Source organism: Ottowia beijingensis (genome assembly GCF_042680925.1).
GTDB lineage: Bacteria > Pseudomonadota > Gammaproteobacteria > Burkholderiales > Burkholderiaceae_C > Ottowia > Ottowia beijingensis.
In genome coordinates, this window is record NZ_JBHUEP010000001.1 from 122024 (window position 1) to 141304 (window position 19281).

Here is a 19281-nt window from a genome sequence, read left to right on the forward strand (position 1 = left end):
GGGAGCAAAGGAGGGCAGCGCCCGCACGCACGGCCTGCAGGCGGGGCCACGGCGCAAGGCACAATCGACGGCCATTATCCCGCCTCCCATCCGACGCCCCATGACCCAGCCCCGCACCCCGGCACCCGATGTTTCCATCGTGGTGCCGATCTACAACGAGGTGGACAACCTGCCCGACCTGGTGGCGCGCATCGGCCAGGCCATGGCCGGGCAGCCGCTGACCTGGGAGCTGCTGGCGGTGGACGATGGCTCCAGCGACGGCAGCCGCGCCAGGCTGCGCGAGCTGGCCGCCGCCACGCCCTGGCTGCGCCCGGTGATGCTGGCGCGCAACTACGGCCAGTCGAGCGCGCTGCAGGCCGGCTTCGACCGCGTGCGCGGGCGCTACGTGGTGACGTTGGATGCCGACCTGCAGAACGAGCCGGGCGACATCCCGCTGCTGCTGCAGCGGCTGGAGACCGACCCCGAAGTCGACATGGTGAGCGGCTGGCGCAAGGACCGGCAGGACGCCGAGCTGTCGCGCAAGCTGCCCTCGCGCATCGCCAACAAGCTCATCTCCAACGCCACCGGCGTGCACCTGCACGACTACGGCTGCGCGCTGAAGGCCTACCGCCGCCCCATCATCGACCGCATCCGCCTGTACGGCGAGCTGCACCGCTTCATCCCCTCGCTGGCCAAGGAGGCCGGCGCGCGCATCGCCGAGGTGCCGGTGCGCCACCACGCGCGCACGCGCGGCGTCAGCAAGTACGGCATCGACCGCACCTTCCGCGTCATCCTCGATCTGATCCTGATCGTCTTCTTCATGCGCTACCGCCAGCGCCCGCTGCACGCCTTCGGCGGGCTGGGGCTGTGGCTGGCGGCGCCGGGCGCGCTGATCCTGCTGTGGCTGCTCGTCGTCAAGCTGTTCGGGCACGACATCGGCGGCCGGCCGCTGCTGCTGGTGGGCGTGATGCTGGTGCTGATGGGCGCGCAGATGATCGCCGCCGGCCTGATCGGCGAGCTGCTCACGCGCATCTATCACGAGGCCGGCGGCGCGCCGCAGTTCCATGCCGAGGAAGTCGTGGTTGATTCAGAGCCGAATCAGCCTTCAGCGCCCGCCCCATCAGCGCAGTCAGCTCCTCAAAACATAGCGTGAAGCGCGCCCACAAGGCCTTGCTGCGCGGCCTGCTGGGCGGGGCGCTGCTGGTGGCCGTCATCGCGCTGGCCGATCCGGCGCGGGTGCTGGCGCAGCTGCGGCAGGCCCACGTCGGCTGGCTGCTGGCCGGGTTGGCGGCGGCCGTGGCGTCGAACGTCGTCTCGGCCCTGCGCTGGCGTGCGCTGGCGCGCTGGCTGGGGGCCGACGTCAGCGTGCGCGATGCCAGCCGCTGGTACTTCCAGGCCATCGGCCTGAACGCGCTGCTGCCCGGCGCCGTGCTGGGCGGCGACCTGTACCGCGCTGTGGTGCTGCGGCGCGCGGGCCAGGCCACGCTGGCCTCGAGCTGGTCGGTGGTGCTCGACCGCGTGAGCGGCCTGTGGATGCTGTGCGCCATCGGCGGCCTGGGGGCCGCGCTGTGCGCCGACGTGCTGGCGCCCTGGCTGCGCCTGCCGGCCGGCGCGTTCACCGCGCTGATGCTGGCCGGCACGGCGCTGTGGCTGGCCACGCCCTGGACGCTGCCGGCGCTGCTGCGGCGCTGGGGCGTGCGCTGGCTGGGGCCGCTGCGCGCGGCCGCGCAGCGGCCCGACTTCAATCGGCAGATGGGCTGGCAGGCGCTGGCGTCGGCCGCGGTTCAGGTGCTGTCGGCCGCTGCGCTGGCGGGTGGCGGCCTGGCGCTGGGCGTGCAGTTGCCGCTGGCGGCGTGGGCGTTCGCCATTGCGCCGGTGTTCCTGATGGCCGCGCTGCCCGTCAGCGTCGGCGGCTGGGGCACGCGCGAAGCGGCGACGGTGGCCGCGCTCGCGCCCTTCGGTGTAGCGGCGGCGGCGGCCGTGGGCGTGGGGGTGATTTACGGGCTGTATGCGCTGGTGCAGGGGGCGATGGGGGCGCTGGCGTTTGGGTTGCCGGGGCAGAGTGCGCGGGAAGGCGCTTCTGAATAAATAGCTGCTTGCGCTTGATTGGTGGGGGTTTCAGGTCAAAATGGCTTGAAATCGTTTCGGGGTAAGCGCGAGCCGCTATGTTTTTTAAGTTGGGCTGCCCTCACCCCTGCCCTCTCCCAGAGGGAGAGGGAGAAAAGCCCGTGCCGCGCGAAGCAGCGGCCTGACTCACTCAAGGCCGAGCGCAGCGATGGCCCGTGTGGGGCTCCAAACCCCCTCTGGCCGTGCCGAGAAGCGCAGGGCGTGGGGCGGGCGCGCAGCGAAGCATGCGCGCTTCGTGAACTGACTCGCTGCGGTTGTCTGAGCGAAGTGAACGCAGTGAACGAAGCGAGTTCCGCAGCGCCGCCCCGCGACCGAGCATCGCAGGCTGCCCGAAGCGAAGCGCAGGGACACGGCCAGTGGGGCGCACTTCTTTTGCCTACTTTTCTTGTGCGAGCAAGAAAAGTAGGTCGCCCGCCGGGGCGAACTCCCGGCCAGCCGCGCATCCAACCTCAAGTCGCCTTCAACACCCCCCGCCGCATCTGATCCAGCTCCATCGTCTCGAACAGCGCCTTGAAGTTGCCCTCGCCAAACCCTTCGTTCCCCTTGCGCTGAATGAACTCGAAGAAGATCGGCCCCAGCTGGTTCTCGCTGAAAATCTGCAGCAACAATTCATCGGGCGTGCCGTCCACCAGAATGTTGCGCGCCTGCAGCTCCCCAATCGGCTCCTGCAAGCCGGGGATGCGCTTCGGCAAAAGCTCGTAATACGTCTCGCTGGTGTTCAGCAGCTTCACCCCCGCCATCTGCAGCGCATCCACCGTGCCGTAGATGTCGGTCGTCGCCAGCGCGATGTGCTGCACGCCCTCGCCGTGGTAGCTGTCCAGGTACTCCTGGATCTGGCCCTTCTGGTCGTTGCCCTCCTCGTTGATCGGGATGCGGATCTTGCCGCAGGGGCTGGTCATCGCCTTCGACTTCACGCCCGTCGCCTGCCCCTCGATGTCGAAGTAGCGCACCTCGCGGAAGTTGAACAGCCGCTCGTAGAAACCCGACCATTCGGCCATGCGGCCCTTGTGCACGTTGTGCGTCAGGTGATCGATCACCGTCATGCCGTAGCCGACCGGGTTGATGCCGGCGCCCTGAACGCCCGGCAGCGGCTCGAAATCGACGTCGTAGAAGCCGATGTTGCCGATGTCGCCTGCTTGAGCGCCGTCCTTGCCGCGCCAGCGGTCGATCAGGTAGATGATCGAGTCGCCAATGCCCTTGATGGCCGGGATGTTCAGTTCGCCCGCGCCGGCCTGGCCCGCGTAGGCCCAGGCGCCCAGCGACAGGGCGCGCTCGTAGGCCGCCTTGGCGTCCTGCACGCGGAAGGCGATGGCGCAGATGCTGGGGCCGTGCAGCTTGGCAAAGCGCTGGGCAAAGCTGTCAGGCTCGGCGTTGATGATGAAGTTGATCTCGCCCTGGCGGTACAGCGTCACGTTCTTGCGCCGGTGCCGGGCCACGGCGGTGAAGCCCATGCGCTCGAACAGCGCGCCCATGGCCTGCGGGTCGGGCGCGGCGTATTCGATGAACTCGAAGCCATCGGTGCCCATGGGGTTGTCCCAGGGGGTGCCGGGGCGGGCGGTGGGGGAAGCGGTCATGTCTTGTCTCCTGCGACGTCGTTGTGGACGAAACCCAGCACTGTAGGGTGGCACGGCCTGCGTTTCTCGTCTTCCGGACGGCGCACACTGGACCTTGACGCCTTATTCTTGCTTTTTTGCCGTGTATCACGCTGAAATAATGCATTCAATCATCAAACCGCGCCCCCACTGCCGCGCCCGACCCTTTCGATGACCATGACACCGCCCCCGCTCGACCGCCTCGACCGCCTCGACCGCGCCATCCTCGCCCACCTGCAGACTGACGGCCGCGCGGCGCACGATGCAATCGGCGCTGAAATCGGCCTGTCGGCCAGCGCCGTGCTGCGGCGCATCCGCAAGCTGGAGGAGGCGGGTGTCATCGACCGCTATGTCGCCCTGCTCAAGCCCGAGGCGCTGGGCCTGGGGCTGATGGCCTACGTGAACGTGCGGCTGGAAAAGCGCGCCGAGCATGCCAAGCGCAACCCCATGGACGAGTTCCGCGCCAGCGTGCAGGCCTGGCCCGAGGTGGTGGAATGCGTGGCGCTGACCGGCGAGATGGACTTTCTGTTGCGGCTGGTGCTTCAGGACATGAGTGCGTACTCACGTTTCATGATGGACACGCTGCTGCGCCACCCCTCGGTGCAGGACTGCAAGACCAGCTTCGTGATGGACCGGGTCAAGGCGACCACGGCACTGCCGATTCAGGCATGATTTTGGCCTCCAGCCCTTGTACAGAAAGCGCTGACAGCTATTGATTTGATAGAAAACCGCTACTGAATCCCTGTGGCGGATGGCGCACCGATGCGCCCAAAAGTTCACATCTCGTCACCAACTTCTGCCCCACGGCTGTCGATTGGAGTGTGGACTCTAGGGGTGAACCCTAATATGAATGGCATGGACACGCCAACCACCCCCCGTCCGGTGAGCGATGCGCAGGCCACAAGCCCGCGCGTGGCCGCCAAGCCCCATTCGGCCATCGTGCCGATCCGCGAAATCGGCGCGCGCTACCGCGAGCAGATCGCCCGGCACCTGCTGGCGCTGGGCGAGCACGACCGCTACCTGCGCTTCGGCTACGCTGCCAACGACCGGCAGATCCGCCACTACGTCGACCAGCTCGACTTCGAGCGCGACCAGATCTTCGGCATCTTCAACCGCAAGCTCGAACTCATCGCCATGGCGCACCTGGCCTACCCGGCCGACATGGTGCAGGCCGGCTTTGCCGAGTTCGGCGTGTCGGTGGCCCACCATGCGCGCGGCCGCGGCTATGGCTCGCGCCTGTTCGAGCGCGCCGCCATCCATGCCGTGAACGACGGCGTGAAGACGCTCTACATCCACGCGCTGAGCGAGAACACCGCCATGCTGCGCATCGCCCGCCAGGCCGGCGCCACCGTGGAACGCCAGGGCAGCGAGAGCGAGGCGCACCTGACGCTGCCCGCGGCCACCTTCGCCAGCCACATGGGCGAGCTGTTCGCCGACCAGGTGGGCCAGGTCGACTACTGGCTGAAGACCGAGGCCGTGCGCGCCCGCGACGTGCTGGCCACCGTGCAGGAAGTGCGCGAGGCGGTGCGCGAAGGGCGCCACAAGTCGAACAGCTGACCGCGTGCGGCGCCGCCCCGCGGGGGGCCGCACCCCGACGCCGGCGCGCCATGCGATTGGGCTATCCTTGCCCACTTCGCAACTACCGCACGTCCTGCACCACCCACCGTGGCTGACCCCCACCCTGCTCGCCCCGGCGAGCGCCCCGAGCGCGAAGACAAGCGCAGCCTGTTCCAGAAACTGGTCGAATTCATCCGGCCGGGGCCTGATTCCACGGACGAACTGATCGGCACCCTGGCCGAGGCCGAAGACAACGAGGTCATCGACGCCGAAAGCCGCGTGATGCTGGAAGGCGTGCTGCGCATGGCCGACATGACTGCCGGCGACGCCATGGTGGCCGCGCCGCGCATGGACCTGCTGGACATCGACGCGCCCTACGAGGACATGCTGCTGGAGGTGATCCGCACGGCGCATTCGCGCTTTCCGGTGTACCAGGGCGAGCGCGAGAACATCATCGGCATCCTGATGTCGAAAGATCTGCTGAAGCTGCAGCGCGCGCCCGAGCTGAACGTGCGCACGCTGCTGCGCCCGGCGGTGTTCGTGCCCGAGAGCAAGGGCCTGAACGAGCTGCTGCGCGCCTTCCGCGTGAACCGCAACCACCTGGCCATCGTGGTGGACGAGTTCGGCCGCACGGCCGGGCTGATCACCATCGAGGACGTGCTGGAAGAGATCGTCGGCGAGATCGAGGACGAGTTCGACATCGACGGCGACGAGGGCGACATCTTCGCCCTGGCCGACAACACCTGGCGCGTGGCCGGCGACACGCCGCTGGAGCGCGTCAACGATTCCTTCGGCGTGCACCTCGGGGCCGACCCCAACGGCGACCTGGAGGTCGAGTTCGACACCATCGGCGGCCTGATCGCGCACGAGATGGGCCACGTGCCCAAGCGCGGCGAGCGCTTCAGCCTCGGCGGGCTGGACTTCCACGTGCTGCACACCAAGGGCGGCGCGGTGCGCTGGTTCAAGGTGTCGCCCACGCCCCCAGACGCCGACTGAAGATCGCCCATGCGGCTCATCCACGCGCTGGCCTCTCCCCCCATGGCGCTGCTGGCCGGCGCGGCGCAGGCGCTGTCGATGGCCGACCCGTGGACCGGCCACGCGCACTGGTGGCTGCAGTTGCTGAGCCTGTCGTGGCTGGTGTGGCAACTGGCACACCGCGCCGAGCGGCGCATGTCCTGGAGCGCCAGCACCTGGGCCAGCCCCGAAACCGGCACCGCCTGGCGCCGGGCGCTGTGGCTGGGCTGGCTGTTCGGCCTGGGCTGGCTGGCGGGCACGTTCTGGTGGCTGTTCATCTCGATGCACACCTACGGCGGGCTGAACGCGGTGCTGGCCGTGGCGGCCGTGCTGGCGCTGGCGGGGCTGCTGGCCATCTACTGCGCGCTGGCCAGCGCGGCCTTCATCGCAGTCACGGCGGCCCAGGGGCTGGTGCACCGCCCGGTGCGCTCGGCCCTGCTGTTCGCCGCGCTGTGGACGCTGGCCGAGCTGGCGCGCGGCAGCTGGTTCACCGGCTTTCCCTGGGGCGCGGGCGGCTACGCGCATGTCGACGGGCCGCTGGCCTTTCTGGCGCGCTACGTGGGCGTGTACGGCGTGGGCTTCGTGGCGGCGGCGCTTGCGGCGCTGCTGGCGCTCGGCGGCCATGTGCGCTGGCGGCGGGCGCGCACGCTGGCTGGCATGGCGCTGCTGCTGGCATTGGGCGCGGCGCTGTGGGGCTGGCGCCACCTCGACCTGCAGGCCGCGCCCGCCGCGGGCCAGAAGCCGCTGGTGACCGAAGTGGCGCTGATGCAGGGCAACATCCCGCAGGACGAGAAGTTCGTGCCCGGCACCGGCGTGCTCGACTCGCTCACCTGGTACGGCGAGCAGCTGCAGGCCAACCGCGCGCCGCTGATCGTGGGCCCCGAAACGGCGCTGCCGCTGCTGCCGCGCCAGCTGCCCGACGGCTACTGGGACGCGCTGCTGGCGCGCTACGCCGGCCCCACCCAGGCCGCGCTGCTGGGCGTGCCGCTGGGCGACATGGAGGCGGGCTACACCAACTCGGTGATCGGCCTGAAGGCCGGCCAGGCCGAGCCCTACCGCTACGACAAGCACCACCTGGTGCCGTTCGGCGAGTTCATCCCGCCGTTCTTCCGCTGGTTCGTGCGCATGATGAACATCCCGCTGGGCGACTTCGCGCGCGGGGCCGTCGGCCAGCCCTCGTTCGAATGGCAGGGCCAGCGGCTGGCGCCCAACGTCTGCTATGAAGACCTGTTCGGCGAGGAGCTGGCCGCGCGCTTTGCCGACCCCGCCCGCGCACCCACCGCCTTCGTCAACGTCAGCAACATCGCCTGGTTCGGCGACAGCGTGGCGATCGACCAGCATCTGCACATCAGCCGCATGCGCGCGCTGGAGTTCGAACGCCCCATGCTGCGCGCCACCAACACCGGCGCCACGGCCATCGTCGACCACCGCGGCCAGGTCACGCACCTGCTGCCGCGCCTCACCCGCGGGGTGCTGCACGGCAGCTTCGAGGGCCGCACGCACGTCACGCCCTTCGCCCGCTGGGCCGCGCGGGCGGGCCTGTGGCCGCTGTGGGCCGGCTGCGCGCTGATCGTGCTGCTGGCGCTGCTGCGCCGCCGCCGTGCCTGATCCGGGACAAGCCCGGCGCGGGCCGCGGCGGCCAGCCGCGTTGGCCTAAGGCACAATCGGCCGATGGCCGAATCCTTTTCCTACGACGATCTCATTGCCTCCGGAGAGGGGCGCCTTTTCGGGCCCGACGCCGGCCGCCTGCCGCTGCCGCCGATGCTGATGTTCGACCGCATCACCCACATCGACGGCGATGGCGGCGCCCACGGCCTGGGCCGCATCGAGGCCGAGCTGGACGTCAAGCCCGACCTGTGGTTCTTCGCCTGCCACTTCCAGGGCGACCCGGTGATGCCCGGCTGCCTGGGGCTGGACGCCATGTGGCAGCTGATCGGCTTCTACCTGACCTGGCTGCGCCTGCCCGGGCGCGGGCGCGCGCTGGGCGCGGGCGAGGTCAAGTTCACCGGCGAGGTCGGTCCCGATGTCAAACTGGTGAAATACGAGATTGATATCAAGCGCGTCATCAAGCGCAAGCTGAACATGGCCATTGGCGACGCCCGCCTGCTGGCCGACGGCAAGGAAATCTACGTCGCCAACGATCTTCGCGTGGGGCTGTTCCTGCGCGAGGGCGACACGCCGGGAGCGGCATCATGAGCAAGCAACGGGTGGTCATCACCGGCGCGGGCATCGTCTCGTGCATCGGCAACGACCTGGCGACGGTGGAGCAATCGCTGCGCGAAGGCAGAAGCGGCATCCGCGCCATGCCCGAATTCGCCGAGATGGGCCTGCGCAGCCAGGTGGCCGGCAAGCCGGAGATCGACCTGGAGGCGCATATCGACCGCAAGCAGCTGCGCTTCATGGGCGATGCGGCGGCCTACGCGCAGATCGCGCTGCAGAACGCCATCGCGCAGGCCGGCCTGGCGTCGGAGCAGATCAGCCACCCGCGCACCGGCCTCATCATGGGTTCGGGCGGCGGCTCGCCCGCCAACCAGATCGAGGCCGCCGACATCCTGCGCGACAAGGGCATCCGCCGCGTCGGGCCTTATCGCGTCACGCGCTGCATGAGCAGCACCGTGTCGGCCTGCCTGGCGACCAACTTCAAGGTCAAGGGCCTCAACTACTCCATCACCTCGGCCTGCTCCACCTCGGCGCACTGCATCGGCGCGGCGGCGCAGCAGATCGCCTGGGGCCAGCAGGACGTGATGTTCGCCGGCGGCGGCGAGGAACTGAGCTGGGGCATGGCGCTGCTGTTCGACGGCATGGGCGCCATCTCCAGCAAGTACAACGACACACCGGAAAAAGCCTCGCGCGCCTACGACGCCGACCGCGACGGCTTCGTCATCGCCGGCGGCGGCGGCGCGGTGGTGCTCGAATCGCTGGCCCATGCCGAGCGGCGCGGCGCCACCATCCTGGCCGAGGTGATCGGCTTCGGCGCCTCCAGCGACGGTGAGGACATGGTCGCGCCCTCGGGCGACGGCGCCATCGCGTGCATGAAGCAGGCGCTCGAAGGGCTTGACGGTGGCGTGGACTACATCAACACCCACGGCACTTCCACGCCCGTGGGCGACATGCAGGAAGTGCGCGCCATGCGGGCGCTGTTCGGCGACCAGGTGCCGCCGTTCTCGTCGACCAAGTCGCTCACCGGCCATTCGCAGGGCGCCACCGGCGTGCAGGAGGCGATCTACTGCCTCATCATGCTGAACAAGGGTTTCATCGCCGGTTCGGTCAACGTCGACACGCCCGATGAAACGCTGGGCGACATGCCGCTGGTGACCGCCACACGCGACGCCGACCTGCGCACCGTGCTGTCGAACAGCTTCGGCTTTGGCGGCACCAACGCCAGCCTGGTGCTGCGCCGCTGGGGCTGAGCTCCTGATATTGTTTTCATAGCTGTTTGCGCCCGTCATTCAAAGGTTTCAGTATCAAATCCATCTGAAATCGCTGTGTAACGGGCGCAAGCAGCTATGATTATTGAAAAGGCGCCTAGCTTCGGCCGGCGCCTTTTTTGGTGGCCGGCCGGCCCGCCAACCGCTATCGAAACGCTAGCCACCGCCGCTGATCCCAAGCGCCTCGGCGGCCGGCCTTGCCGGTCTCGGTAAAATGGCCGATTGCCTTCGTGCCGCTTCGTCCCATGCTCACCTTCCAGCAGATCATCCTCAAGCTCCAGCAGTATTGGGACGCGCAAGGCTGCGCGCTCCTGCAGCCCTACGACATGGAAGTGGGCGCCGGCACCTCGCACACCGCCACCTTTCTGCGCGCCATCGGCCCCGAGCCGTGGAAGGCCGCCTACGTGCAGCCGAGCCGCCGCCCCAAGGATGGCCGCTACGGCGAGAACCCCAACCGCCTGCAGCACTACTACCAGTACCAGGTGGTGCTCAAGCCCGCGCCAGCCAACATCCTGGAGCTGTACCTGGGCAGCCTGGAGGCACTCGGCTTCGACCTGAAGAAGAACGACATCCGCTTCGTCGAGGACGACTGGGAGAACCCCACGCTGGGCGCCTGGGGCCTGGGCTGGGAGGTGTGGCTCAACGGCATGGAGGTGACGCAGTTCACCTACTTCCAGCAGGTCGGCGGCATCGACTGCAAGCCGGCCACGGGCGAGATCACCTACGGCCTGGAGCGCCTGGCCATGTACCTGCAGGGCGTGGACAACGTGTTCAACCTGACCTGGACCGAGGGGTTGAGCTACGGCGACGTCTACCACCAGAACGAAGTCGAGCAGAGCACCTACAACTTCGAGCACAGCGACGCCGACTTCCTGTTCACCGCATTCTCGGCGCACGAGAAGAAGGCCAACGAGCTGATCGCGGTCGAACTGGCGCTGCCCGCCTACGAGCAGGTGCTGAAGGCCGCCCACACCTTCAACCTGCTGGACGCGCGCGGCGCCATCAGCGTGACCGAGCGCGCCGCCTACATCGGCCGCATCCGCAACCTGGCGCGCGCCGTGGCGCAAAGCTATTACGAAAGCCGCGAGCGCCTGGGCTTTCCGCTGGCGCCGGCCGAATGGGTGGCACAGATCGAGAAAAAGGCCGCGTGATGGCCACCACCGCCGATGCCGGCGTGCTGGAAGTCGCCACGCTGAACGTGCGCGCCGGCCAGGCGGCCGCGTTCGAGGCCGCCTTCGCGCAGGCGCAGCGCCTCATCGCCGCCGTCCCCGGCTATCGCGGGCACGAGCTGCAGCGCTGCATCGAGCACGACCAGCAATACGTGCTGCTGGTGCGCTGGGACAGCCTGGAAGCGCACACCGTCGGCTTCCGCCAGTCGCCCGACTACCAGCAGTGGCGCGCGCTGCTGCACCACTTCTACGACCCGTTTCCCACGGTGCTGCACTACCACGCCGTGGCGGGTTGCGGTACCATGTAGATACGTGTATCTACATTCGAGGATCGCCATGGGTGCCAACGATTTGAACAAGCTCGAACTGAGCGTCGGCCGCTGGGGCAACAGCCTGGCGGTGCGGCTGCCGGCCGAGCTGGCGCGCGAGCTGGGGTTGCGCGAAGGCAGCACGCTGCAGCTTGCACGCAATGCCGATCAGAGCTTCACGCTCTCGGCCCGCGGCGCGCGCAAGCCGTTCGACAAGGCCGCCTGGCTGGCGCAGGCGCGGGCGCATCTGGCGTCGATGCCCCCCTCGGAATCGGTCATCCGCGAGATGCGTGACGGGGCGCGCTACTGATGTCACCCCCTGCGTCGCGCATGACCTACGTCGACACCAGCGTCTGGTGCGCGTACTGCTACAACGAACCCGAATCACCCGGCGCCGTGCGCTGGCTGGCCGAGGCCGAACTGGACCGCACCGCCACGGCACTCTGGACGCACGCCGAGTTCGCCAGTGCTTCGGGCATCAAGCTGCGTGACAAGGGCGAGGGCCGCGACCGCGTCGCGAAAGCCTGGCACGCCTATGACGCGGCGGTCGCGATGACGAACCAACTGGATGTCATCGCGGACGACTACCTGTACGCGGCCGAACTGTGCCGCACCTCACCCGCCAAGCTGCGCGCCGGCGACGCCCTGCATCTGGCCGTGGCGCTGCGGCACAACTGCCAGGCGCTGGCCTCGCTCGACAACGACATGAACGTGGCAGCCCGGCACCTGGGCCTGCAACTGACAGCTTTCTGATCGTCCATTTCATGACCGCACAAAACCTCCTCGTCGAACTGTTCGTCGAAGAACTCCCGCCCAAGGCGCTGAAGAAGCTGGGCGAGGCCTTCGCCGGCACGCTGTTCGAGCAACTGAAAAGCCAGGGTCTCACCGCCGCCGATTCGGTGGCCACCCCCTACGCCACGCCGCGGCGGCTGGCCGTGCACATCACGCACGTGGCGGCCAAGGCGGCCGACCAGGCGGTGCAGGTCAAGCTGATGCCCGTGAGCGTGGCGCTGGACGCCGCCGGCAACCCGACGCCCGCGCTGCTCAAGAAGCTGCAGGCCGTGGGCGCCGATCCGTCGGTGGTGCCCACGCTCAAGCGCCAGATGGACGGCAAGGCCGAGGCGCTGTTCCTCGATTCGCTGGTCACCGGCGCCACGCTGGACACGGGCCTGCAGAAGGCGCTGAACGAAGCGATTGCCAAACTGCCTATCCCCAAGGTGATGACCTACCAGTTGCAGGAAGGCACACCGCTGCCCGGCTGGGACAGCGTGCAGTTCGTGCGTCCGGCGCACGGCCTGGTGGCGCTGCACGGCAGCAGCGTGGTGCCCGTCACCGCGCTGGGCCTGACCGCCGGCCGTTCCACGCACGGCCACCGCTTCGAGGCTGTGGCCGACCCCATCACCATCGTCGACGCCGACCGCTACGCCGACACGCTGCGCGACAAGGGTGCCGTTATCGCCAGCTTCGACGAGCGCCGTGCGGCCATCGCTTCACAGCTCAAATCGACTGCAACGCAGGCAGGACCAGCGCTGCAAGCTATCGAAGATGAAGCATTGCTGGACGAAGTGACGGCGCTGGTCGAGCGCCCCAACGTGCTGGTGTGCAGCTTCGAGCAGGAATTCCTCGACGTGCCGCAGGAATGCCTGATCCTGACCATGAAGGCGAACCAGAAGTACTTTCCGCTGCTGGACGCGCAGGGCAAGCTGACGAACCAGTTCCTCGTCGTCAGCAACATCTCGCCGGCCGACCCGAGCGCCGTGATCGGCGGCAACGAGCGCGTGGTGCGCCCGCGCCTGGCCGACGCCAAGTTCTTCTTCGACCAGGACCGCAGGAAGACGCTGGAAAGCCGCGTGCCGCAGCTGGCCAAGGTGGTCTATCACAACAAGCTGGGCACGCAGGGAGAGCGGGTTGAGCGCGTGCGCGCCATCGCCAAGGCCATCGGCCAGCAACTGGGCGGCGACGTGCTGGCCCAGGCGGCCGATCAGGCCGCCCAACTGGCCAAGGCCGACCTGCTGACCGACATGGTGGGCGAATTCCCCGAGCTGCAGGGCGTGATGGGCGGCTACTACGCGCGCCATGACGGCCTCTCCGAAGACATCGCCTTCGCCATCGAAGACCATTACAAGCCGCGCTTTGCCGGCGACGAACTGCCGCGCGGCCAGGTGGGCACCGTGGTGGCGCTGGCCGACAAGCTGGAGACGCTGGTCGGCCTGTTCGGCATCGGCAACCTGCCGACGGGCGACAAGGACCCGTTCGCGCTGCGGCGCCATGCGCTGGGGGTGATCCGCATGCTGGTCGAGAAAGACCTGCGGCTGGACATGCCCGCCGTGGTGGCGCAGGCCGCGCAGGCCTTCGGCGCACTGCTGCCCGATGCGACCAAGAGCAACGAACAGCTGCTGAACTTCTTCTACGAACGCGTCAACGGCTACCTGCGCGAGCGCGGTGCCAGCGCGCAGGAGGCCGATGCGGTGATCGCCGCGCGGCCGATGTGGGGCGAGTTCCCGAAGGCGCTTGACGCCGTGCGCGCCTTCGCCGCCCTGCCCGAAGCCCCCGCGCTGGCCGCCGCCAACAAGCGCATCGGCAACATCCTCAAGAAGGCCGGTGATGCCGAACAGGTGGTCGACGCCCACGTGAGCGAGCTGCTGCTGCAGGAACCCGCTGAGAAAGCACTGTACGAAGCCATGCAGCGCATCGTGCCGCAGGCCGACGCGCAGTTCGACGCCGGCGACTACACCGCCTCGCTGCAGACCCTGGCCGCGCTGCGCGAGCCGGTGGACGCCTTCTTCGACGGCGTGATGGTGAACGCCGAGCAGATCGATCTGCGCCTGAACCGCCAGGGCCTGCTCAAGACCCTGCACCAGGCCATGAACCGCGTGGCCGATCTGTCGAGGCTCGCCGCATGAGCGTGCTGCCCGCCCGCCGCCCGCCCGACGACAGCCCCGCCGACTGGCGCGTGCTGGCGCTGGCCGCCGTGCCGCCACTGGCGGTGCTGGTGCTGCGCGTGCTGATGCCGGGTCAGCCCGAGGGCGACGGCCTGTACCCGGTGACGGCGGCCTCTATGGTGTCCGATCCCGGCGAGGCCTTCTGGCTGGCGGCGCGCCCGCTGCTGTATGGCCTGCTGGTCATCGGCGCGGTGCTGGGCGGCCTGTGGCTGGCCGTGCGGCGCCTGGGCTGGCCGCGCATTCGGGCGACGGTGCTGGCGCTGTGGGTGCTGATGTGGACCGCCATGGGCGCCTGGCTGGTGGCCAGCGAAATGAACCGCAACGGCCGCCAGCCGCTGCCCGAGCAATCGGCCAGGGTGCTGCTGGCGCGCGAGATGCAGCCGACCAAGCGCCGCCCGGGCGGCACCGAGGTGTATTTCGAGCGCCAGGGCGATGCCACGCCGCAGCGGCTGTTCGTCGAGGATGCGCCGGTGACGGCGTTTGCGCCCGGCAGCATCGCGCGCCTGCATGCGCACGCCGGCCGCTGGTGGGGCCAGTGGGGCCGGCTGGAATCGCGGCTGGAGCTGCCCCGGCCGCCGGTCAGCGCCCCCGCGGGCCGCGCCCCGGGCGGATAATCGCCCGTCATGAAACTCGTCATCGTCGACCGCGACGGCACCATCTGTGTCGAGCGCGAGGGCTACATCCAGACGCCCGACGACTGGGAGCCGCTGCCCGGCGCGCTGGACGCCATCGCCCGCATCAACCAGGCGGGTTACCACGTGGTGATCGCCGCCAACCTGCCGGGGCTGGGGCGCGGGCTGTTCGACATGGCGGCGCTCAACGCCATCCAGGCCAAGATGAACAAGCAGCTGGCCGCCGTGGGCGGGCGGGTGGAGGCCATCTTCTACTGCCCGCACGCGCCCGACGAAGGCTGCACGTGCCGCAAGCCGCTGCCGGGGCTGTTCCAGCAGATCGGCGAGCGCTACAAGGTCGACCTGCGCAACATCCACGCCGTGGGCGACAGCGTGCGCGACGTGCAGGCCGCCGCGGCCGCCGGCTGCATCCCGCACCTGGTGCTGACGGGCAAGGGCGCGCCGGTGCAGACCGATCCGTTGCCGCCCGAGTTTCCGCCCGGCACGCGCGTGCACGCCGACCTGGCCGCCTTCGCCACCGCCTTCGTGGCCGAGGTGGAGGCGCAGCAGGCCGCCGCCAGGGCCGAGGCCGACGCGAAGGCCGATCGCACGGCCCCTGCACCGCTGCGCTGAAGGCCAGGATAGCTATAGAATAAGTAGCTGCCTGCGCTTGCCCCGCCTGCGCTGAAGGCCTAGTTGACTATGAACCTGATTCGCTCGATCCTGCACATGCTGTGGATGGTGCTCACGGTGATTCCGTGGGCCACGGCGGTGCTGATCGCCGCGCCCTTCATCAGCGGCGCGCGCCTGTACTGGATGTGCGTGGGCTGGCTGGACGTGGCCGTGAAGGGCGGCCACTGGATCCTCGGCATCCGCAACCGCGTCACCGGCTTCGAGAACCTGCCCCTGGGCCAGAAGGACCCGGCGGTGCTGCTGGTCAAGCACCAGTCGACCTGGGAAACCTTCTGCATGCCGCCGCTGATGCCGCACCCGCTGGCCTACGTGTTCAAGCGCGAGCTGCTGTCCGTGCCGTTCTTCGGCTGGGCCATGGCGCGGCTCGACATGATCCACATCGACCGCGGCCGCCGCATCGAATCCTTCGCCAAGGTGGTGCAGCAGGGCCGGCGCCTGCTGGGCCAGGGCGTGTGGGTCATCATGTTCCCCGAGGGCACGCGCATCCCGCGCGGCGAGAAAGGCAAGTACCGCAGCAGCGGCACACGCCTGGCCATCGAATGCGGCGCGCCGGTGATCCCCATCGCCGTGACCAGCGCCAAATGCTGGCCACGCAAGGCCTTCGTCAAGCGGCCGGGCATCGTCGACATCTCCATCGGCCCGGCCATCCCCAGCGTGGGCCGCAAGCCCGACGAGCTGATGCGCGAGGTCGAGGCCTGGATCGAGGCCGAGATGCTGCGCCTCGACTCCGAGGCCTACCCCACGGGGCAGGCGCGCCTGTCGCAGATCAAGCCCGGCGCCGACTAGAGGCACAGGCACGCGGCATGCTGCAACTGCTGCTCGATCTGTTCACCGGCCCCGACGCGGCGCCGCGCGCGCCGGCGCCTGGCGCTGTCGATTCAAAGCCCAATCCGGCGCCAGCGCCCGTCCATCCGGCGCCGACAGCTATCGATGTAGTAGCGACCGAACCCGCCATCGCCCTGCCCGACGCACTGGCCCCGGCGCATTTCGCCCACCCGCGCGCCAGCCGCGCCATCGCGCTGGGCGGCGCGCAGGTGGCGTACGAATTCAAGCGCGGGCAGCGGCGCACCATCGGTTTCTCGGTGGGGGCCGACGGCCTCACCGTCAGCGCGCCGCGCTGGACGCCGGTGCACGAAGTCGAGGCCGCGCTGCGCGAGAAAGAGCGCTGGATCGTCACCAAGCTGGGCGAGGCGCGCGCGCGCCACCAGCGGCTCGAAGCCAGCCGCATCGACTGGAAGGAAGGCGCCACGCTGCCCTTTCTGGGCGAGCCGGTGGTGCTGGTGCTCGACCCGCGCCAGCGCCACGGCCGCGGCGGCGCCGTGTTGGTACCGGGCGAAGCCGCCCTGCCCGGCGTGCCGCAGATGGCGCTGCACGTGGGCCTGCCGCACACCGCCACGCCCGAGCAGCTTCGCGACACCGTGCAGGCCTGGCTGATGCGCCAGGCGCGCCGCGTGTTCACCGCGCGGCTGGATCACTTTGCGCCGCAGCTGGGCGTTCGCTGGCAGAAGATGAGCCTATCGAGCGCCGGCACGCGCTGGGGCAGCGCCAGCGCCGACGGCTCGATCCGCCTCAACTGGCGGCTGATCCACTTCCGCGAACCCATCATCGACTACGTGGTGGTGCACGAGCTGGCCCACCTGCGCGAGATGAACCACAGCGCGCGCTTCTGGCAGCACGTGGAGGCCGTGCTGCCCGACTACGCCGAACGGCGCGGCGCGCTGAAGGACGAGGCGGTGCCGCGCTGGTAATGCCATCTACAGATCAAAACGACATGAATTTCGTCATTCCGGCGAAAGCCGGAATCCAGACGGCGCGCGCGGCGGACCTGGCTCCCGGCTTTCGCAGGGATGACGTTGGCTAACGTCTTGAAGTCGAAACGGCATAAGCCCGGACGCCGCTCACGCCGCGCCGGGAACGGCCCCGTCGAACGAAATCCGGCCCCGGCCCTGCCGCTTGGAGCGGTACAGCGCCTCGTCGGCGCTGTGCAGCCAGTCCTGCATGTCGGCGTGGTCGGGGCTGGCCATGGCCACGCCGATGCTGCTGCCCACCACCAGGTCGGGCACCTGACGCACGCGGATGGCCGCGATCCGCTCGTGCAGCCGCTGTGCCAGGCCTTCGGCTTCGGCCGGCGTGGTACCCCGGCAGAGCACGGTGAATTCGTCGCCGCCGTAGCGGCCGGCCGCGTCCTCCTGCCGCAACGACTGGCGGATGGCCAGGCTGGCCGCGGTGATGACGGAGTCGCCGACCAGGTGGCCATGGGTGTCGTTGATCTGCTTGAACCGATCCAGGTCGATCACGAACACGGCCGCGCTGGTCTTGCCGGCGCGCACGTCCGCCAGGGCTTCCTCGGCCAGCGTCATCCAGTGGGCGCGGGTGAACAGGCTGGTCTGCTGGTCCGTGCGGTGCGCGGTTTCCAGCTCGCGGTTCTGCCGCACCACGATCTGGACGTAACGGTTCATGCCTAAGCTGACCGACAGCATGTGCACCGCCAGCAGGGGCAGGCAGGCCAGCACCACGGGCAGCGGGCTTTCCAGTGCAAGGCCGGGGCGCAACAGCAGCGTTGCCACCGCGGCCGACGCCACCACGCCGATCAGGGCATCCCGCGCCAGCCGGCGAACGCCGAGGTTGACGCGGTCGAACAGGGCCACCAGCACCAGGATCACGCTCGGCAGCAGGCTGAACGACATCAGCGGCAGCGACACGCCGACCAGCACCGTGTCGACGATCAGGTTCCGCCGCTCGACGCGAAACGGGTTGGCGGCCGCGCGTGCCAGCCCGAACGCCAAATGCGGCCACGCCAGCATCGCCACGACGACGCCCCAGTGGGCAGCGGGCGCAGCGTGCTGCCACAGCACCGTGCCGACCGCCAGCGCAGCGAAGCCCAGGCCGACGATGCGGTGCGGGTACAGACGTCGATAAAGGTGCTTGTTGGAGGCCATGCGCGGAACGGGCGAAGGCCGCCCATCGCAGGCTGTGGGCACCACCCCGCAGCTCAACTGCCGGGGGCACGTGCCGCGGGGCACCTTTCGTTACAAATCATAACGTGCGCCCCTGGCGCCTGTCACCTGCGGGTTATACCGAGGCGCTTACCCGCGCGCCCAGGCCACGCCGCCGTCCACCACCAGCGTGCCGCCGACCACGTAGTCGCCGGCGCGCGAGGCCAGGAAGATGGCCGCGCCGGCCATGTCCTCGGGCTGGCCGATGCGGCCCAGGGGCACGCGCCCGGCCACCTCGCCTTCATGGTCGCGCGCGTCCTTGTTCATGTTCGACGCGAACGGGCCGGGCGCGATGGCGCTGACGACGATGCGCTGCGGCGCCAGCTCGGTCGCCATGCGCTTGGTCAGGTGAATCAGGCCGGCCTTGCTGGCGGCGTAGGAATAGGTGTCCCACGGGTTGACGGTGATGCCGTCGATCGACGCGATGTGGATCACCTTGGCCAGGTGGTCGGTGGCGGCGGCCTTCAGCATGGGCGTGAGCGCCTGCGTAAGGAAGAACGGCGCCTTCATGTTCAGGTCGACCACCTTGTCCCAGCCGCTTTCGGGGAACTCGGCATACCGCGCGCCCCAGGCGGCGCCGGCGTTGTTGACCAGGATGTCGAGCGTCTGCTCGTGCTGCCGGTAGGCGGCCACCAGCGCGTGCACGCCCTCCAGCGTGGAGACATCGCCCGGCAGCGACACGCAGTGGCCCAGTGCCGACAGCTCTTTCGCCGTGGCGTCGCAGGCCTCGGCCTTGCGCGCCGAGATGTAGACGCGCGCACCGCTGCGCACATAGCCCTCGGCGATCATGCGGCCGATGCCGCGCGAGCCGCCGGTGACGAGGGCGGTGCGGCCTTTCAGTGAAAACAGCTGCTGCGGGTCGATC

20 protein-coding genes are annotated in these 19281 nt (G+C 69.2%); 17 read left to right on the forward strand and 3 right to left on the reverse strand.

Annotated elements, in window-relative coordinates; genetic code table 11:
- The first annotated feature begins 100 nt into the window (after nt 1-100).
- Entirely contained in the window at nt 101-1132 is a 1032-nt protein-coding gene (locus tag ACFSCU_RS00580) for a glycosyltransferase family 2 protein (protein WP_377559497.1), read from the forward strand.
- Nucleotides 1129-2067, forward strand: coding sequence for a lysylphosphatidylglycerol synthase transmembrane domain-containing protein (locus ACFSCU_RS00585; RefSeq protein WP_180550443.1), 939 nt, complete (start codon nt 1129-1131; stop codon nt 2065-2067). Before ACFSCU_RS00580 ends, ACFSCU_RS00585 begins: the two co-directional genes overlap by 4 nt.
- Nucleotides 2068-2555: 488 nt before the next feature.
- Here the strand turns inward: ACFSCU_RS00585 and hppD are convergent, their stop codons facing one another.
- Entirely contained in the window at nt 2556-3680 is a 1125-nt protein-coding gene (gene hppD, locus ACFSCU_RS00590; RefSeq protein WP_377559499.1) for a 4-hydroxyphenylpyruvate dioxygenase, read from the reverse strand.
- A 195-nt stretch (nt 3681-3875) separates the two neighbouring features.
- On the opposite strand from hppD, the gene ACFSCU_RS00595 reads away from it, so the two are divergent.
- The 15 genes from ACFSCU_RS00595 (at nt 3876) to ACFSCU_RS00665 (ending at nt 17168) form a co-directional block, all read left to right on the forward strand.
- Nucleotides 3876-4370: an Lrp/AsnC family transcriptional regulator gene (locus ACFSCU_RS00595; protein ID WP_333707308.1), complete on the forward strand. Its 495-nt coding sequence runs from the start codon at nt 3876-3878 to the stop codon at nt 4368-4370.
- Nucleotides 4371-4553: 183 nt separating this feature from the next.
- Nucleotides 4554-5255 (forward strand): GNAT family N-acetyltransferase, encoded by a 702-nt coding sequence (locus ACFSCU_RS00600; RefSeq protein WP_377559501.1) that lies wholly within the window; start codon nt 4554-4556, stop codon nt 5253-5255.
- A gap of 108 nt (nt 5256-5363) precedes the next feature.
- Nucleotides 5364-6251 (forward strand): HlyC/CorC family transporter, encoded by an 888-nt coding sequence (locus ACFSCU_RS00605; RefSeq protein ID WP_377559503.1) that lies wholly within the window; start codon nt 5364-5366, stop codon nt 6249-6251.
- Nucleotides 6252-6260: 9 nt separating this feature from the next.
- The gene (gene lnt / locus ACFSCU_RS00610; RefSeq protein ID WP_377559504.1) at nt 6261-7877 is read left to right on the forward strand and encodes an apolipoprotein N-acyltransferase; all 1617 of its coding nucleotides are present in this window, start codon (nt 6261-6263) and stop codon (nt 7875-7877) included.
- Nucleotides 7878-7940: 63 nt separating this feature from the next.
- Complete coding sequence (fabA, locus tag ACFSCU_RS00615) at nt 7941-8465, forward strand: bifunctional 3-hydroxydecanoyl-ACP dehydratase/trans-2-decenoyl-ACP isomerase (RefSeq protein ID WP_377559506.1); 525 nt, start codon at nt 7941-7943, stop codon at nt 8463-8465.
- Nucleotides 8462-9679, forward strand: coding sequence for a beta-ketoacyl-ACP synthase I (gene fabB / locus ACFSCU_RS00620; RefSeq protein WP_377559508.1), 1218 nt, complete (start codon nt 8462-8464; stop codon nt 9677-9679). The genes fabA and fabB overlap by 4 nt, the downstream gene beginning before the upstream one ends.
- Before the next feature lie 263 nt (nt 9680-9942).
- Complete coding sequence (gene glyQ, locus ACFSCU_RS00625; protein ID WP_180550438.1) at nt 9943-10848, forward strand: glycine--tRNA ligase subunit alpha; 906 nt, start codon at nt 9943-9945, stop codon at nt 10846-10848.
- Entirely contained in the window at nt 10848-11174 is a 327-nt protein-coding gene (locus ACFSCU_RS00630; protein ID WP_180550437.1) for an antibiotic biosynthesis monooxygenase family protein, read from the forward strand. The genes glyQ and ACFSCU_RS00630 overlap by 1 nt, the downstream gene beginning before the upstream one ends.
- Before the next feature lie 28 nt (nt 11175-11202).
- Complete coding sequence (locus ACFSCU_RS00635; protein ID WP_333707300.1) at nt 11203-11484, forward strand: AbrB/MazE/SpoVT family DNA-binding domain-containing protein; 282 nt, start codon at nt 11203-11205, stop codon at nt 11482-11484.
- Nucleotides 11485-11504: 20 nt separating this feature from the next.
- On the forward strand, nt 11505-11927 hold the full coding sequence (locus ACFSCU_RS00640) for a type II toxin-antitoxin system VapC family toxin (RefSeq protein WP_180550436.1): 423 nt from the start codon (nt 11505-11507) through the stop codon (nt 11925-11927).
- A gap of 11 nt (nt 11928-11938) precedes the next feature.
- Nucleotides 11939-14077 carry a glycine--tRNA ligase subunit beta gene (glyS, locus tag ACFSCU_RS00645; RefSeq protein ID WP_377559510.1) on the forward strand — a complete coding sequence of 713 codons (2139 nt, stop codon included), beginning with the start codon at nt 11939-11941 and terminating at the stop codon, nt 14075-14077.
- Entirely contained in the window at nt 14074-14730 is a 657-nt protein-coding gene (locus ACFSCU_RS00650; protein WP_180550435.1) for a hypothetical protein, read from the forward strand. The genes glyS and ACFSCU_RS00650 overlap by 4 nt, the downstream gene beginning before the upstream one ends.
- 9 nt (nt 14731-14739) lie before the next feature.
- On the forward strand, nt 14740-15360 hold the full coding sequence (gmhB, locus tag ACFSCU_RS00655) for a D-glycero-beta-D-manno-heptose 1,7-bisphosphate 7-phosphatase (protein ID WP_180550434.1): 621 nt from the start codon (nt 14740-14742) through the stop codon (nt 15358-15360).
- Nucleotides 15361-15429: 69 nt separating this feature from the next.
- The gene (locus tag ACFSCU_RS00660; RefSeq protein ID WP_180550433.1) at nt 15430-16206 is read left to right on the forward strand and encodes a lysophospholipid acyltransferase family protein; all 777 of its coding nucleotides are present in this window, start codon (nt 15430-15432) and stop codon (nt 16204-16206) included.
- Nucleotides 16207-16223: 17 nt separating this feature from the next.
- Entirely contained in the window at nt 16224-17168 is a 945-nt protein-coding gene (locus ACFSCU_RS00665; protein WP_377559512.1) for a M48 family metallopeptidase, read from the forward strand.
- 150 nt (nt 17169-17318) lie between these two features.
- On the opposite strand, the gene ACFSCU_RS00670 is transcribed toward ACFSCU_RS00665, so the two are convergent.
- On the reverse strand, nt 17319-18359 hold the full coding sequence (locus tag ACFSCU_RS00670) for a diguanylate cyclase (protein ID WP_377559514.1): 1041 nt from the start codon (nt 18357-18359) through the stop codon (nt 17319-17321).
- Between the two features lie 147 nt (nt 18360-18506).
- The gene (locus ACFSCU_RS00675; protein WP_180551777.1) at nt 18507-19280 is read right to left on the reverse strand and encodes an SDR family oxidoreductase; all 774 of its coding nucleotides are present in this window, start codon (nt 19278-19280) and stop codon (nt 18507-18509) included.
- Nucleotide 19281 lies beyond the last annotated feature (1 nt).